Source organism: Sphingomonas hankyongi (assembly GCF_023516575.1).
In the GTDB taxonomy this organism is placed as follows: Bacteria; Pseudomonadota; Alphaproteobacteria; order Sphingomonadales; family Sphingomonadaceae; genus Sphingomicrobium; species Sphingomicrobium hankyongi.
This window is the reverse complement of the sequence record NZ_JAMGBE010000004.1, coordinates 190,560-204,698: the sequence shown is the minus strand read 5'-3', so window position 1 is coordinate 204,698 and position 14,139 is coordinate 190,560. Positions and strand designations below refer to the sequence as shown.

At 62.7% G+C, this 14,139-nt stretch carries 18 protein-coding genes; 12 read left to right on the top strand and 6 right to left on the bottom strand.

Features of this window, described 5'->3' with window-relative positions; all coding sequences use genetic code 11:
* Nucleotides 1-65 precede the first annotated feature (65 nt).
* The 4 genes from LZ538_RS12800 to hemE all read right to left on the bottom strand — a co-directional run bounded on the left by LZ538_RS12800 (nt 66) and on the right by hemE (nt 3,682).
* Nucleotides 66-737, bottom strand: a complete 672-nt coding sequence (locus tag LZ538_RS12800) for a YjbE family putative metal transport protein (RefSeq protein ID WP_249832408.1) — start codon at nt 735-737, stop codon at nt 66-68.
* A 9-nt stretch (nt 738-746) separates the two neighbouring features.
* Nucleotides 747-2,003 carry a transcription termination factor Rho gene (gene rho / locus LZ538_RS12795; protein WP_249832407.1) on the bottom strand — a complete coding sequence of 419 codons (1,257 nt, stop codon included), beginning with the start codon at nt 2,001-2,003 and terminating at the stop codon, nt 747-749.
* A 195-nt stretch (nt 2,004-2,198) separates the two neighbouring features.
* Entirely contained in the window at nt 2,199-2,651 is a 453-nt protein-coding gene (locus LZ538_RS12790; protein ID WP_249832406.1) for a CopD family protein, read from the bottom strand.
* The gene (hemE, locus tag LZ538_RS12785) at nt 2,648-3,682 is read right to left on the bottom strand and encodes a uroporphyrinogen decarboxylase (protein ID WP_249832484.1); all 1,035 of its coding nucleotides are present in this window, start codon (nt 3,680-3,682) and stop codon (nt 2,648-2,650) included. The genes LZ538_RS12790 and hemE overlap by 4 nt, the downstream gene beginning before the upstream one ends.
* A gap of 316 nt (nt 3,683-3,998) precedes the next feature.
* On the opposite strand from hemE, the gene LZ538_RS12780 reads away from it, so the two are divergent.
* The 8 genes from LZ538_RS12780 (at nt 3,999) to LZ538_RS12745 (ending at nt 8,801) form a co-directional block, all read left to right on the top strand.
* Nucleotides 3,999-4,580, top strand: a complete 582-nt coding sequence (locus tag LZ538_RS12780; protein ID WP_283937827.1) for a Maf family protein — start codon at nt 3,999-4,001, stop codon at nt 4,578-4,580.
* Nucleotides 4,577-5,170, top strand: a complete 594-nt coding sequence (gene coaE / locus LZ538_RS12775; protein ID WP_249832405.1) for a dephospho-CoA kinase — start codon at nt 4,577-4,579, stop codon at nt 5,168-5,170. Before LZ538_RS12780 ends, coaE begins: the two co-directional genes overlap by 4 nt.
* 7 nt (nt 5,171-5,177) lie before the next feature.
* Nucleotides 5,178-5,876, top strand: coding sequence for a DNA polymerase III subunit epsilon (gene dnaQ / locus LZ538_RS12770; protein WP_249832482.1), 699 nt, complete (start codon nt 5,178-5,180; stop codon nt 5,874-5,876).
* A 57-nt stretch (nt 5,877-5,933) separates the two neighbouring features.
* Nucleotides 5,934-6,506 carry a ribosome hibernation-promoting factor, HPF/YfiA family gene (gene hpf / locus LZ538_RS12765; protein ID WP_249832404.1) on the top strand — a complete coding sequence of 191 codons (573 nt, stop codon included), beginning with the start codon at nt 5,934-5,936 and terminating at the stop codon, nt 6,504-6,506.
* Between the two features lie 57 nt (nt 6,507-6,563).
* Nucleotides 6,564-7,028 (top strand): PTS sugar transporter subunit IIA, encoded by a 465-nt coding sequence (locus tag LZ538_RS12760; RefSeq protein ID WP_249832403.1) that lies wholly within the window; start codon nt 6,564-6,566, stop codon nt 7,026-7,028.
* 9 nt (nt 7,029-7,037) lie between these two features.
* Nucleotides 7,038-7,373: a DUF1491 family protein gene (locus tag LZ538_RS12755; protein ID WP_249832402.1), complete on the top strand. Its 336-nt coding sequence runs from the start codon at nt 7,038-7,040 to the stop codon at nt 7,371-7,373.
* A 243-nt stretch (nt 7,374-7,616) separates the two neighbouring features.
* Nucleotides 7,617-8,228, top strand: coding sequence for a cell wall hydrolase (locus tag LZ538_RS12750; RefSeq protein ID WP_249832401.1), 612 nt, complete (start codon nt 7,617-7,619; stop codon nt 8,226-8,228).
* An 87-nt stretch (nt 8,229-8,315) separates the two neighbouring features.
* Entirely contained in the window at nt 8,316-8,801 is a 486-nt protein-coding gene (locus LZ538_RS12745; protein ID WP_249832400.1) for an MmcB family DNA repair protein, read from the top strand.
* A 2-nt stretch (nt 8,802-8,803) separates the two neighbouring features.
* Here LZ538_RS12745 and LZ538_RS12740 read toward each other — a convergent pair whose 3' ends face one another.
* Nucleotides 8,804-9,379, bottom strand: coding sequence for an ankyrin repeat domain-containing protein (locus LZ538_RS12740; protein ID WP_249832399.1), 576 nt, complete (start codon nt 9,377-9,379; stop codon nt 8,804-8,806).
* A gap of 62 nt (nt 9,380-9,441) precedes the next feature.
* Between LZ538_RS12740 and LZ538_RS12735 the strand changes: the two genes are divergently transcribed.
* Together LZ538_RS12735 and LZ538_RS12730 are read left to right on the top strand one after the other, a co-directional pair.
* The gene (locus tag LZ538_RS12735; RefSeq protein WP_249832398.1) at nt 9,442-9,879 is read left to right on the top strand and encodes a YcgN family cysteine cluster protein; all 438 of its coding nucleotides are present in this window, start codon (nt 9,442-9,444) and stop codon (nt 9,877-9,879) included.
* 46 nt (nt 9,880-9,925) lie between these two features.
* On the top strand, nt 9,926-10,573 hold the full coding sequence (locus LZ538_RS12730) for a M48 family metallopeptidase (RefSeq protein WP_249832397.1): 648 nt from the start codon (nt 9,926-9,928) through the stop codon (nt 10,571-10,573).
* On the opposite strand, the gene LZ538_RS12725 is transcribed toward LZ538_RS12730, so the two are convergent.
* Complete coding sequence (locus LZ538_RS12725; RefSeq protein WP_249832396.1) at nt 10,526-12,649, bottom strand: transglycosylase domain-containing protein; 2,124 nt, start codon at nt 12,647-12,649, stop codon at nt 10,526-10,528. The genes LZ538_RS12730 and LZ538_RS12725 overlap by 48 nt on opposite strands.
* 132 nt (nt 12,650-12,781) lie before the next feature.
* Here LZ538_RS12725 and LZ538_RS12720 point away from each other — a divergent pair, with 132 nt between their 5' ends.
* Nucleotides 12,782-13,306, top strand: coding sequence for a DUF4402 domain-containing protein (locus LZ538_RS12720; protein ID WP_249832395.1), 525 nt, complete (start codon nt 12,782-12,784; stop codon nt 13,304-13,306).
* Nucleotides 13,307-13,457: 151 nt separating this feature from the next.
* Entirely contained in the window at nt 13,458-14,003 is a 546-nt protein-coding gene (locus tag LZ538_RS12715; RefSeq protein WP_249832394.1) for a DUF4402 domain-containing protein, read from the top strand.
* Nucleotides 14,004-14,139: the final 136 nt, after the last annotated feature.

The window sequence follows — 14,139 nt, the reverse complement described above, 5'->3', positions numbered from 1 at the left end:
TCGATCACGGATTCCCCCTCTTTGCGGTCACCCTGCTCAAGCGAAGGGCGGCCCATTTGTTCCACTTAAGTCCCGGCGAGCACGCTCCTCAGGCCGAGAATATGCTCGCCACCGACCCAACCCTCGTAGATCATGTTGCACGCAACCCATAGGATCACCGCGAGGCCGATATAATTTATCCAATGGTGCCGCTGAATCAGCCGCGCCACGTAATTGGCGGCCAAGCCCATGAACAACACGGAAAAGGTCAGGCCGATGAAAAGGAGCGCCGGTTCCTCACGGGCAATCGACGCGACGAGCAGCACGTTGTCGAGGCTCATGCTGAGATCGGCGATCGTGATTTGCACCGCCGCCTGAAGGAAGGTTTTCGTCCTTGGCGGGCCTTCGATCTCGGGGGTGTCGGGATCGTCGCAAATGACAGGCTGTCGCGGATGGAGCTCCCGCCACATGTTGTAGGACACCCATAGGAGCAAGAGCCCTCCGGCGAAGACCAGCCCCGTGACCTTGAGCAGCTGGGTCGCGATAACCGCAAAGGTTATCAAGAACGCCAGAGCCATGCCGACACCTAGCATCAGGACCCGCCGGCGGTCCTTCTCGGGCAGGCCCGAGGCAAGCGATCCCATAATGACGACATTGTCGCCGGCCATGGTCAGGTCGCCGACGATGATTTGCCCCAGCTTGGACAGCCCGCTCGCGGTGAACACCGCGGAGAAGTTCAGGGCCGGAAAGCCGATCATGGCGAAGCGCTACTGGTTCATCGAAGCGAAGAAATCTTCGTTCGACTTGGCGTCCTTCATCTTGTCGAGCAGGAACTGCATCGCATCGACAGTGCCCATCTGCATCAGGATCCTGCGAAGCACCCACATCTTCGTGAGGGTGCCCTGCTCCACCAGCAGCTCCTCCTTGCGGGTCCCGGACTTTCCGACGTCCAGCGACGGGAAGATGCGCTTGTCGGCGACCTTCCGGTCGAGCACGATCTCGCTGTTGCCGGTGCCCTTGAACTCTTCGAAGATGACTTCGTCCATCTTCGATCCGGTATCGATGAGAGCGGTCGCGACGATCGAGAGCGATCCGCCCTCCTCGATGTTCCGCGCGGCGCCGAAGAAACGCTTGGGCCGCTGCAGCGCGTTGGCGTCGACACCACCGGTCAAGACCTTGCCGGAGCTCGGAACCACAGTGTTGTACGCGCGGCCGAGACGCGTGATGGAATCGAGAAGGATCACTACATCCTTCTTGTGCTCGACGAGCCGCTTGGCCTTTTCGATCACCATTTCCGCGACCTGGACGTGGCGCGAGGCCGGCTCGTCGAACGTCGAGGAAATGACCTCGCCGTTCACCGAACGCTGCATGTCGGTAACCTCTTCCGGCCGCTCGTCGATGAGCAGCACGATGAGCACGACCTCGGGATTATTGTCGGTGATCGCGCGGGCGATATTCTGCAGGAGCACGGTCTTGCCGGTGCGCGGCGGAGCGACGATCAGTGCGCGCTGGCCCTTCCCGAGCGGAGCAACGATGTCGATCACTCGCGCGCTCTTGTCCTTGATCGTCGGATCAAGGGTGTCGAGCTTGAGCTTCTCATCGGGATAGAGCGGCGTCAGGTTGTCGAAATTGACGCGGTGGCGCACGGCGTCGGGATCGTCGAAATTGATCGCCGTGACGCGCGTCAGAGCGAAGTATCGTTCACCGTCGCGCGGAGCGCGGATCTCGCCTTCGACGGTGTCGCCGGTGCGAAGGCCGAAGCGCCTGACTACGTTGGGAGCGACATAAATGTCGTCGGGTCCCGCCAGATAATTCGCTTCCGGCGAACGCAGGAAGCCGAAGCCATCGTTCAGCACCTCGATGGTGCCGGTCCCCATGATCTCGACGCCATTTTCGGCCTGGACCTTGAGGATCGAGAACATGAGGTCCTGCTTGCGCATCGTCGACGCGCCTTCGATCCCCATCTCTTCGCTCATCGAAACAAGCTCGGCGGGAGATTTCTTTTTCAGTTCTTTCAAATGCATTGGACGGTCTTTTCTTGGGATTTCGATTACGAGCTCGTCTGATTAAGCGCGTGACACGGCAGGACGCCGCGAATTTGGACTGACGGTGATCGGCATGTCGATTGAGGAACTGGCCGAACGAGCCGTCTCTGGATTCGAGGTATGGTCGACAGCCGCCGCTGTCAATTGGCACTCATCCTGTCGTCGGCGAACCGTTCAAAACGGCCGGACGATCACCAGGACGACGATCAGTGCCGCGGCAATGCCCGGAATCTCATTGATCATGCGCAGTGCGCGACCGGATACCGGACGCGTCCCTGAGGCCAGCTTCTTGCCGTAGGCGACGAGCCAGCCTTGATAGCCGCTCAGCGCGATCACCAGCACGAGCTTCACCTGCAACCAGGTCTCGCGGAATGCATCGAGATGCAGCGCGAGCATGATCCCAAGCACCCAGACGAGCGCCATCGCGGGCGTCAGGATGATCGAACGAATGCGGGACTCGCGCTCGATCCATGCCCGGTCTTCGGGCGAGCCGGGCGACGTCTCCTGATGGTAGACGTAGAAGCGCGGCAGAAGGAACAAGCCCGCCATCCAGAAGATGACAAAGGTGACGTGGGCGGCCTTCACCCACAAATAGGCCGGCCCCAGAAATCCGGTCAGCTCCGTCACCCCGCCCCCTTCACCAGTTCGATCAGCCGCTCGACATGGGCAAGCGGCGTATCCTGCAGGATGCCATGCCCGAGATTGAAGATGTGCGGACGCTCGCGAAGCGCGTCAAGGATGGTCGCGGCAGCTGCCTCCAGGGCCTCTCCGCCGGCGCGTAGCGCAAGCGGATCGAGATTGCCCTGCACCGGCATCCCGCGCGGCAGCTCCTTGCCGGCCCAATCGGGGTCAACGGTTTCATCGAGTCCGATAACGTCGACCCCGGTCTCCCGCGCATAAGCGACAAGTTTCCCGCCGGCGCCTTTCGGAAATCCGATCACCGGCACATCCGGATGTTTTTCCTTCAGCCGAGAGACGAGCCCGCGGGTCGGCGCGACGACCCACCGATCGAACTCTGCCGGGGCCAGGCTCCCAGCCCAGCTATCGAACAGCTGGACGGCATCCGCGCCCGCTTCGATCTGAGACGACAGATAATCGAACGTGAGGTCAGCGATACGGTCAATGATCGCTCCAAATGCGCCGGGATCGCCATAAGCCATCGTGCGGGCCTCGCCCTGATCGCGGCTGCCTTGCCCTGCCACCATGTAGGTCGCGACGGTCCACGGTGCGCCTGCAAAGCCGATCAGGGTCTTTTCCGGATCCAGCCGCGCTTTTACCTTGCGAACGGTTTCGGAGATCGGGTCGAGCCGCGCGGGAAAGGGTTGTAGATCGCCAAGGGCGGCGTTTGTCAGTGGCGGAGTGAGGCGTGGTCCCTCGCCATGAACGAAGGTCAGGTTCTGGCCGATTGCAAAAGGCACGATCAGGATGTCGGAAAAGAGGATAGCAGCGTCGAGAGATGGGAAGCGCTGCAATGGCTGAAGCGTGATCTCGGCGGCTGCATCGCTGTCATAGACCAGGTTCAGGAAGCTGCCCTTCTCCTCTCGCAGGTGGCGATACTCGGGCAGGTAGCGGCCGGCCTGACGCATCATCCACATCGGGGTGGGATCACGACGTTCGCCGCGCAGCACGGCGAGCAAGGGCTTGTCGGCTCCGGTCATGCTGCGTGCCGGCTCGGAGGCCACCCTCTTCACTCCTTTATTATATATATAGGTAAGATTGATGATGTGATTGCGCGGGGGAGTGCGGGGTTTAGGCGCACCTCCCGATTTTGCCAACAAGGTGTGGACAAGGGCCGCTCTCGGCGGATTCGCGAGTCGTGCGGTTCTGCCACCGTTATTCACAGGCTGGGGGCCGATTTCGTCCCCGTGGATGAATCTACGTATAAAGCTGAAGCGGTTGGCGATGGTTTCAGCGTTGAGCTTGTCCTCATCGTCGCGCTAGCGTTGCACCGCTGCTTTTCCACAGGGTTGTTCATTGGCTTTGATCCTGGCGTCCTCGAGTGCCATCCGTCGCGCGATGCTCGACCATGCGGGCGTGGCTTATGCCGCTGACCCTTCCAGCGTCGACGAAGGCCGCATCAAGGCCGAGCTCGATGATCCCGAGCAGATTGCGGAACAGCTCGCGGCCGTGAAGGCGCTCGACGTTAGCAAGAGGCATGACAGGGATTGGATCATCGGCAGTGACAGCGTGGTCTCCGTCGAAGGCCGCCTCTTCGACAAGCCGGTGGATCGTGACCAGGCCATGGAGCATCTACGTTTCTTTTCCGCGCGCATCATGCGGTTGACCAGCGCGGTCGCGATTGTGCAGGCGGGATCGGTCGCTTGGACCCACGTCGAATCCGCCCTCTTGCATGTGCGGACTCTGTCGGACCGATTCATCCAGGACTATCTGGACGCGGAATGGCCGGACGTGGGCTATTGCGTTGGAGTCTTTCGCCTGGAGGGCCGCGGCGTGCAATTGTTCGACCGGATAGACGGCGACTATTTCACGATCCTCGGCATGCCGCTCCTTCCTTTGCTCGGCGCATTGCGCGACCGGGAAATCATTTCGTCATGATACGCATCGCGCTGACCGGTTCGATCGGGATGGGCAAGTCGACCGTGGCGCACATATTCGAACGAGCGGGCGTTCCAGTGTTCGACGCTGATGCGGAGGTCAGGAAGCTGCAGGGTCAGGGCGGGGCCCTGGTCGAGCCGATCGGCCGAGAATTTCCAGGGACCGTACGAGACGGCATGCTCGACCGCGAGCTGCTTGCGAGCGTCGTGCTGGAAGATCCAGCCAGCCTCGAGAAACTGGAACGCATGGTCCATCCAGCCGTGCGAGACGCTCGCGAGGCCTTCATCGCCGAGCATGGGACCGCGCCAGCCCTCATATTCGAGATCCCGCTCTTGTTCGAAACCGGCGGCGACCGCGACTTCGACAAGATTGTGGTCGTCTCGGCGCCTGCCGAAGTTCAGCGCAAGCGTGTTTTAGCGCGGCCGGGCATGACCGAAGATAAGCTCGAAGCCATCCTTGCCCGTCAAATACCAGATGAAGAGAAGCGGCGCCGGGCAGATTTTGTAGTGGATACGGGCGCCGACCTATCCACAACTGAGGCCCAGGTCAGGGACATTCTGACTTGTCTCGGAATCAAGGCAGGTGAATAAAACCGGCGTGCGAGAGATCGTCTTCGATACGGAAACCACCGGGCTCAACCCAATCGGCGGCGATCGCATGGTCGAAATCGGCTGTGTGGAGATGTTCAACCGGGTGGAAACGGGCCGCCATTTCCATGCCTATTTCAATCCCGAGCGGGAAATGCCGAGCGACGCAGAGGCCGTCCATGGGCTCACGGCTATTTTCCTTTCCGACAAGCCGCGCTTCTCGGAAAAGGCCGAAGAGCTGCTCGAGTTTATCGCGGATTCGCCGCTGGTCGCCCACAATGCGGGCTTCGACTTTGGTTTCCTGAATTTCGAGCTCGAGAGATGTGGCCGCTCGGCGGTGTGCATGAGCCGGATGGTCGATACGCTCAGCCTTGCCCGGTCCAGGCATCCCGGCGCGAAGCACAGCCTCGACGCATTATGCATGCGCTTCGGGATTGACCGAAGCCAGCGCGTGAAGCACGGCGCGCTTCTGGACGCCCAGCTTCTCGCTCAAGTTTATGTAGAGCTGACAGGTGGGCGGCAGATTGGCCTCGGGCTCGTCGCAGAGACTCGTGAAGTGGCGGTTTCGGCCGCTAGCCGGCCCGTGACGATACGTGAGCCGCGACCCGCTCGCCCCCACCTTGCCGCCGCGGAGGAACTCGAGCGGCATCGCGCGTTTATCTCCAAGCTGGTCAATCCGCTTTGGGCGCGCTTCGCCGCGGCTGGTTGACGCAAGCTTCCAGGCGGTCCTAAGCGACCGCCGACAAGAGCGAAGGAGCTTAGCCAAGTGGACGTTCGGGTCGCGGGTCATCAGGTCGACACCGGCGAATCGCTGCGGGACCATGCCGTGCAGCGCATCGCCGACATCACCGAGAAATATTTCTCGCGTTCGGTAGGAGCCAACGTCACCTTCGGGCGAGGGCCGAACAACGACTATACGTGCGACATCGTCGCCCCCGTGGTGAACGGCGTCGTGCTGAAGGCTTCTTATAGTGGCCGTGAGCCGCAGATCGCATTCAACGGGGCCGCTGACAGGATCGAAAAGCAGCTGCGCCGCTACACGAACCGGTTGAAAGAACATAAGGTCGACGAGACTGCCCAGCCGGTGGTTGAGAATGCCGGCTACACGATTCTTTCCGGCTCCGAAGATCTGGCCGAGCGCGAGAACGCCGACTTCCCGGCGATCGTCGCCGAAACCCGTGTCGATATTCCCGAAGCGAGCGTTTCGGACGCAGTGATGCTCATGGACCTGCGCAACACTACGGCCCTAATGTTCAAGAATTCGGGGACCGGTGAACTCAACATGGTTTATCGCCGCGAGGACGGGAATATCGGCTGGGTTGAGCCGACGGGCCGCTGACACCATCTTCAAACCGGTCGCCGATAATGCGACTGCCGCTGCATACGAGCTTGCCGAATGCACCTTTCCGACTTCCTGGACTTCGACGCGATCAAGCCGGCCCTTTCGGGCGGCAACAAGCGTTCGCTGCTTCAGCAGCTGGCGAATCTCGCCGGTCAGCGGCTCGGCCTGGACTCAGCCCTGATCCACGCAAGCCTGCTCGAGCGAGAGCAGCTGGGCTCGACCGGATTCGGACAGGGCGTCGCCATCCCTCATGGAAAGATCGAGGGGCTGAATCGCATTTATTGCATCTTTGTCCGGCTCGCCGAGCCGCTTGACTTCAAGGCCATCGACGGTCGGCCGGTCGACCTTGTATTCCTGCTTTTGTCGCCGCCCGATGCCGGTGCCGAGCATCTCAAGGCTCTCGCGGCCATCAGCCGCGTCACCCGCCACAGCGCAGTGCTGGAAAAGATGCGCGGTGCCCGGAGCCGCGACGCGCTTGCGGCGGTGCTCCTGGGCGCCGATGAACGCGACGCGGCTTAAGGCCCCGGATTGAGCCGCGACCGGCTCCCTGCTCATCTGGAAGTAGCGGGCCTTTTGCGCCGGGCGGAGGCTGCCGGCGGCTTCGCGACAGTGCTCAGGAAAGGCGACGCCGAGCGCGGCTCGCTGATGCTCGTGCTTGCCAACAGAGGCCAGCACGCCGCGATCCTTGAGCGGATTCTGGGATTTGACGGAATCTACAAGTGGCAGCGGGTCGGGCCGAAAGAATCGGCAAGTTCCATCGAAATCGATGAATTCCTCGCCAAACGGACACGGTTCGACGAGGATTCATGGGTTATTGAACTGGATATCGCGGAGCCTGAACGGTTCATCGCTGAAACGACCTGATCGGGTTGACCCTTACGTTCATGCAAGGGAAACCCTCATCAACAACAAGAGCGGGGGGCATTTCGCCGCGAACATTCGGCGGGTGCCACGCGAGACGGGGAACAATCATTGAGGCTGAGCGGAAGTAAACCGCTAGTATTTTGCCTCGCTTATATTGAGCGTTCACCGCAAAGCTTCAGGCAATTCATGCTGGTTTCTCTTCGTTCAGCGCTGCTGATTTGTGGCGCGCTCTGCGCGACTTCCATGGCGCCGGCTCAAGCCGGTCCGACCGAGGAGTCCGTATCGGCGTTTGAAGTCGCATCGCTTCCGAAGGTTTCCACACCTGATTTGCTGAACGACGGCATTGAGCCCGCTCTTTCCCAACCCGCTGATCAATCCGCAGATCCGGCCGCCGATCAGCCCGAGCCGACCCTAGCCCAGCCCGCTGTCGCGCACGTCACCGGCGACCTCGCTTCCATGGTGGAGCAGCTCCGCTCGTCGGAGGCTGGAAGCCGTGAGCTCGATTGCCTGGCCGTCGGCATTTACTTCGAATCCAAGAGCGAGCCTCTCGCCGGCCAGCTGGCCGTTGGGCAGGTGATCGCGAATCGCGCCAAGTCCGGCGGGCGCTTCCCGCCCTCTTACTGCGGCGTGCTTTTCCAGCGCGGCCAGTTTTCGTTCGTGCGCGGTCATTCGCTGCCGAGCGTTCCGCGCGCGAGCAAGCAATGGAAAACGGCCGTGGCCGTCGCCAAGATTGTGGACGGCGACCTTCAGGAATCTGGGGTCGGGAACGCGCTCTTCTTCCATGCCCGCTACGTATCGCCGGGCTGGCGGCTGAAGCGCGTTGCCTCGATCGGCAATCACGTCTTCTACCGCTAGAAACTTCAAACGCGGGGGCGGAAACGGGCGGGCTGGTCCCGCCCGTTTTTCTTTGGTTCCGTTCTAACGATGTTCTAGCATCGGGCGATGGCCACCCAGCTCGAGTCTCCTTGTTTTTCCGACGCACCGCCTATCGCGGCTGACGTTGCCAGAGGCGTGACCCGGCTGCTCTGTCGACAGGATCAGTTCGCCATTTGCGAGATGCCGCTGCCGAATGGGCGGCGCGCGGACCTGATGGCCATCGATCCGAAGGGCGGGCTCACGATCGTCGAGATCAAGGTCGCCAAGGCGGACTTGCTGGGCGATGGCAAGTGGCCGGATTATTTGGACTATTGCGACCGCTTCTATTGGGCGGTGCCGCCTTATCTAGCCGCGATCCTGGAGGAGGAGCGTTACCTTCCCGGCGCCGCCGGACTGATCGTCGCCGATCGATACGACGCCGCAATCGTGCGGCCGGCGGCGCACCGCCCGATGGCTCCGGCACGCAGAAAGGCGGAACTGCTGAACTTCTCGCGTCGGGCGGCGCGCCGGCTCGCTGCGCAGATCGACCCCTCAGTCGGAGAAGCTTTCTAGGCTTACTTGGCGGCTTTCGGCTTCTTGGAGTCGATCATTTGCAGGATCTGCGGCGATCGCGAGTCGCGCTTGGCATAATCGCGCGCGGACAGTCCCGCCGCGGCATCCGCCTTGTCCGGGTTGGCGCCGGCATCGAGGAGCGCCTTTACGATTCGCGCCTGGCGCTGCTGGACAGCAATGATCAAGGGGGTCTCGCCCATCTTGTTGGTGCCGTCCACCTTGGCCCCGCGCTGCAGCAGCCACGTAACGGCCTGTTCGAACCCGACGCGGGCGGCGGCAATCAAAGGCGTATCATTTCCGCGGCCCGGAAGGTTCACGTCGGCTCCATTGTTGATCATGAAGCCGGTCCAGTCCTCGTCCTTCCGCGCCACCGCGATGTTAAGAGCGGTATCGCCCGACGTGTCCCGCGAGTTCACGACATTGGGATGGTCGCTCAGAACCTGGTTGGCCTTCGTGCCGTCGCGATCGCGCACGGCCTTGATGAAATCGTAGGTGGGATTGCTGTTCAGCTGCTGCCCAGCAGCCGGCACCGGCGCAAGGCTGGCTGCAGCTGCAAGCGCAAAGATAAGCTTCTTCACCAACTTAACCCCTTCACCCCGGCTTGATCGCGGGCGGATAGCAGACCAAGTGTAGCCTTGTCATGAATGGTGATGGCGCCTTTTGGGAGAAGCCCCTCGCATCGCTCGATCGCGGCGAATGGGAAGCGCTGTGCGACGGCTGCGGTCGCTGCTGCCTCCACAAGCTCGAGGACGAGGAGACCGGCATGCTTTACGCGACCAATGTCGCGTGCAAGCTGCTCGACCGGCGTAACGGGCGCTGCCTCGACTACAAGCACCGCATGAAGCGCGTGTCTGATTGCGTCAGGCTGGACCGCAAGAACCTGTCCTCGCTCGACTGGCTTCCTGATACCTGCGCCTACCGTCTTCGGGCCGCGGGCAAACCGCTTCCGGAGTGGCATTACCTGATATCCGGTAATCGCGAGACCGTGCACGAGGCCGGTCAGTCCACTCGCGGTTGGACGGTCAGCGAGGAAGACGCCGGCGAGCTCGAATATCATGTGGTCGAGCGCGAACTCTGAAGCGCGGCTCGATGCCGCATTTCCCGTTCCGATAGAAGTCCGTCAGATGAGAAGCGCGAAGCGCTATCGGCTTCGGTTCGACGAGGCAGCCGGCACGCTCAAGCTGACCTGCCCGGCCCGCAGCAGCCGCCGTGCGGCCCTGAGGTGGGCCCTCGATCAGCACGAATGGATCGAAGCGCAGCTCGCGCGTGCGGGGCCGCCTGAACCGTTCGAGCCAGGCTCCGTCATTCCGGTCGAGGGGCTCGATCGGGTCCTGTTCTGGTCGGAGCATCTTCCACGAACGCCTCAGCTCGACGGCACCGAGCTACGCTGCGGCGGGCCGCTTGAAGGCTATGCGCGCCGCATCGAGAATTTCCTCAAGGCGCTGGCTCGAACCACGATGTCGAAAGAGGCCGCCGAGTTCGCCGCCGCCGCTGGCGTCAAGGTCCTCGCCGTGACCGTAGGCGACGCGGGTTCGCGCTGGGGCAGCTGCTCGTCGCAGGGACGATTGCGCCTGAGCTGGCGTTTGATCCTCGCTCCCGCGAACGTCCGGCGATACGTGGTTGCGCATGAGGTGGCGCATCTGAAGCACTTCAACCACGGGCCTGAGTTCAAGGCCCTTGAGGCGCGACTGTTCGGGATTGGCGTCGGAGAAGCGAAGGCGACCTTAAGGCGTATAGGCCCTCGGTTGCGACGGATCGGCCGGCGGAGCTGACCGGTCGTCCTGCGGCTCCTGCTGCCCCGGCTGCGGTTGTTGCTGCTGGGGTTGCCGTTGTTGCGGCGGAAGCACCTGGTCCAGCCATTGCTGCGTCGGCTCTCCCGTTCCGTCGGGGCGCACCATGGGCTGCTGCTGCGGCATTCCCGGCTCAGGCGGCGGCATGCCAATCGGCATTCCGTTCTCGTCGACCATCTGCTGCACCGCGTTCGGGTCCATCTCGGTGTCGCCGTACATCTCCTCTTCGGGGGTCAGTTGCCAGTCGGGGATCGGCACCTGCGTCTCGAACTGCTCGACGGGGCGATTGGCGACCGCGGCGGCCATGAAATCATGGAATGCGCGCGCGGGGGCGGTGCCGCCCTGCAGCCCGGCGATCGGACGGGCATCGTCGCGGCCCATCCACACGCCCGTCGTAAGGCCGCTCGAAAAGCCGATGAACCAGCCGTCCTTGTTCGATTGGGTGGTTCCGGTCTTGCCCGCCACGGGCCGGCCAATCTGAGCCGCACGACCCGTGCCCGTGAGCACTGCGGACTGCAGCAAGTCCGTCATTTCGGCAGCCACCCACGGCGCGACGAGCACCCGCTCCTCATCCTGCTCATGCTGGTACAGCAGGCGTCCATCCGCGGTGACGACCTTCCGAATGCCGTAGGGCGTTATCGCGACGCCCTTGCTCGCGACGGACGCGAATGCGCGGGTCATGTCGATGAGCCTGACGTCGTTGGTTCCAAGCACCATCGACGGATAGACCGAGATCGGGGTGGTTATGCCGAAGCGGCGCGCCATGTCGGCGATCGTGCCGAAGCCCAGCTGGGCGCCGATCTTTGCGCTGATCGTGTTGATGGAGCGCGAGAAGGCCTCGCGGAGGGTCACCGGGCCGAGATTGGTCCGCGTTGAGTTGCGCGGGCTCCACCCGTCGATCGTCACCGGCTCGTCGACGATCGTGTCGGTCGGCTTCATGCCGGATTCGAGCGCAGTCAGATAGACGAAGAGCTTGAACGCCGATCCCGGCTGACGCTCCGCCTGGGTGGCGCGATTATAGATGGAATCGACATAGTCCTTGCCGCCGACCATCGCTCGAACTGCGCCGTCGCGGTCGATCGCGACCAAAGCACCTTGCGCTCCGCTGGGCGCGTTGGCTGCGATAGCCTTGTCGGCGGCGGCCTGCATCGACGGGCTGAGCGTCGTCCAGACGTCGATCGGCTCCGACGTCTCATCGATCAGCGCGTCGAGCTGCGGAAGCGCCCAGTCGGTGAAATACCTTACGCTGTTCTGTCGTGTCGTCTGCTGGATCCTGACTGCCGCCGGGTCCACGCTCGATGCTGCGCTCGCGTCGATGAAGCCGTTCTCGACCATCGATTGAAGAACCACGCTCGAGCGGTTGCGCGCGGCTTCGGCGTCCGCGGTCGGAGCATAGTTGGACGGCGCTTTGACGAGGCCCGCGATGATCGCCGCCTCACCCAGGCTCAGGCGATCGGCGCTATGCCCGAAGAACCGGCGGCTGGCAGCATCGATGCCATATGCGCCGCCGCCGAAATAGACGCGATTGAGGTAGAGCTCGAGGATCTGGTTCTTCGTGAACTTCCGCTCGATGGCGAGCGCCAACACCATTTCCTTGAGCTTGCGCCCGAAGGTGCGGCTGTTGGTCAGGAAGATGTTGCGCGCGAGTTGCTGCGTGATGGTCGACCCGCCCTGCCGGAAGTGGCCGCTCTGAATACGAACCTTGATCGACCGCGCAATTCCGATCGGGTCGACGCCGACATGGCTCCTGAATCTCTTGTCTTCGACCGATATCATGGCCGCCCGCATTTCCGGTGGGATCTGATCGTAAGGCAGCCATTTGCCGAAGCTGGGGCCAAGCGAGACGAGCACCGTCCCGTTGGCCGCGCGCACGCGGATCATCTGCCCGAGGTCGGACCGCTTCGTCAGTTCCGAGTAGCTCGGCAGATAGGCCGTCGCCACCGCGACCGCGACCACCAGTCCAAGCAAGCCCAGCAGCGCCGCATAGGCCAGACCCTTGAGGATGGAGGACGCAGTCGATCGCCCCTTGGGCGTTTTGGCGGTGGGCACTCGAGCCATTCGGCGAGGGGATAGAAAGTCGGAGCGCTACCGACAATAGGCGCAATTTATCGCGACAGGCCGTGCGGGCCGATGAGTCGCGTTAGCGGGCCATTAACCCTGTCTTAGCCTGCGCCGCATAGAGCGGCAGGAATGAGCCGGTCGAAAGTCCTTGCTCTCGGGATCGCGGCCCTTGCCGCAGCCTGCGCCGGCATTTCGCCGTCGCGGGCGCAATGCCGCTTGTGCGATCGCCCGACTACCTCGGCCCCGTCGATATCGAGCGATTCCCAGGTACGCCTGGAGATTGAGACGCGCCTCGATTTCGATCGATTGATACTTGCGGGCGAGGGTGGCGGCTCCGCGCTCATCCGCCCTGACGGCACGACCAGCACCGAAGGCGCGATCGCTGCCATTGCCGGGCGGGCGATGGTCGGCAGCGCGGCGATACACGGTGAGCCTGGTCGCGCGGTGCGCGTGGAGATGCCGCAACGCGTGGAGCTCTATTCGATGAATGGCGGGCGGATCACGTTCGACCAGATCGTCACCGATCTTGCCGCTCTGCCGCGGCTCGATTCGGCAGGTCAGCTGAGCTTCCGTTTCGGGGGGCGCATTCGCGTCGAGGGCGACGCCGAAGGCGATTTCCGCGGGGATTTGCCCATCACCGTCGAGTACCTCTGACCATCGGGTCCAATTCGGCGGAAAGCCTAATTCGCCATTAACCACAGCCTTGAGGGAAGCCGTAAGCGGGCAGGGTTAATAGCAGCGCCACGGGTGGCCGGACTGAAGTCAGGACAGCCGGCAACTGGAACCAATAGTGGGGTAACATTCGATGCGCACTCTTCTTCGCATGACGTCGGTCGCCGCGACCGTCGCTGCTCTCGCTTTCACGGCCGCTCCGGCCCAGGCGGCTACGCCGACGTCTCAGGCGACGGCTAACGCCCGCATCCTGAAGCCGCTCAGCATCACGTGGAACAACACGAACCTGAACTTCGCCGACATCGTGCTCGACACGAATCCGTTCACGGCGACCGTTCGCGTTCCCTTCAACGGCAGCCCGATCGTCTGCCCGGCGCCGCTGACCTGCTCGGGCACGACTTCGGTCGCCTCGTACAACGTCAAGGGCACGAACAACCAGCTGGTTCATGTCAGCACGCCGAACGTGACGATGAATCGCGTGGGCGGCGGCGGAAGCATTACCGTCCGCCTGCTTGCAGCCAACAACCTGGCGCCTTCGGGAGTTGCCGGCGACGTGCTGCTCCCCAACTCGGGCAACAGCGGCGTTGACGTCGCAATCGGCGGCGAGTTCGACCTTACCGAGGCGACGCCGGACGGTGTCTACACGGGCAACTTCGCGGTCACCGCTGACTATATGTAATTCGTTGCGTTGAAGGCGGTTCGAACGACCGCTGGAAGGCAAGGGGGGGTCGCCGTTAATCGGCGGCCCCTTTTTTACTGCCCGCTCGAATTGACCATGGTTGACCGAAAATAAACCATTCCGGTTGTACCCGCAC

Bases quoted from the DNA above. Each gene is read 5' to 3' on its own strand.
- LZ538_RS12800 (WP_249832408.1), bottom strand. From the start codon at position 737: ATGATCGGCTTTCCGGCCCTGAACTTCTCCGCGGTGTTCACCGCGAGC.
- rho (WP_249832407.1), bottom strand. From the start codon at position 2,003: ATGCATTTGAAAGAACTGAAAAAGAAATCTCCCGCCGAGCTTGTTTCG.
- hemE (WP_249832484.1), bottom strand. From the start codon at position 3,682: ATGACCGGAGCCGACAAGCCCTTGCTCGCCGTGCTGCGCGGCGAACGT.
- coaE (WP_249832405.1), top strand. From the start codon at position 4,577: ATGATACGCATCGCGCTGACCGGTTCGATCGGGATGGGCAAGTCGACC.
- LZ538_RS12760 (WP_249832403.1), top strand. From the start codon at position 6,564: ATGCACCTTTCCGACTTCCTGGACTTCGACGCGATCAAGCCGGCCCTT.
- LZ538_RS12750 (WP_249832401.1), top strand. From the start codon at position 7,617: ATGGCGCCGGCTCAAGCCGGTCCGACCGAGGAGTCCGTATCGGCGTTT.
- LZ538_RS12745 (WP_249832400.1), top strand. From the start codon at position 8,316: ATGGCCACCCAGCTCGAGTCTCCTTGTTTTTCCGACGCACCGCCTATC.
- LZ538_RS12735 (WP_249832398.1), top strand. From the start codon at position 9,442: ATGAATGGTGATGGCGCCTTTTGGGAGAAGCCCCTCGCATCGCTCGAT.
- LZ538_RS12730 (WP_249832397.1), top strand. From the start codon at position 9,926: ATGAGAAGCGCGAAGCGCTATCGGCTTCGGTTCGACGAGGCAGCCGGC.
- LZ538_RS12725 (WP_249832396.1), bottom strand. From the start codon at position 12,649: ATGGCTCGAGTGCCCACCGCCAAAACGCCCAAGGGGCGATCGACTGCG.
- LZ538_RS12720 (WP_249832395.1), top strand. From the start codon at position 12,782: ATGAGCCGGTCGAAAGTCCTTGCTCTCGGGATCGCGGCCCTTGCCGCA.
- LZ538_RS12715 (WP_249832394.1), top strand. From the start codon at position 13,458: ATGCGCACTCTTCTTCGCATGACGTCGGTCGCCGCGACCGTCGCTGCT.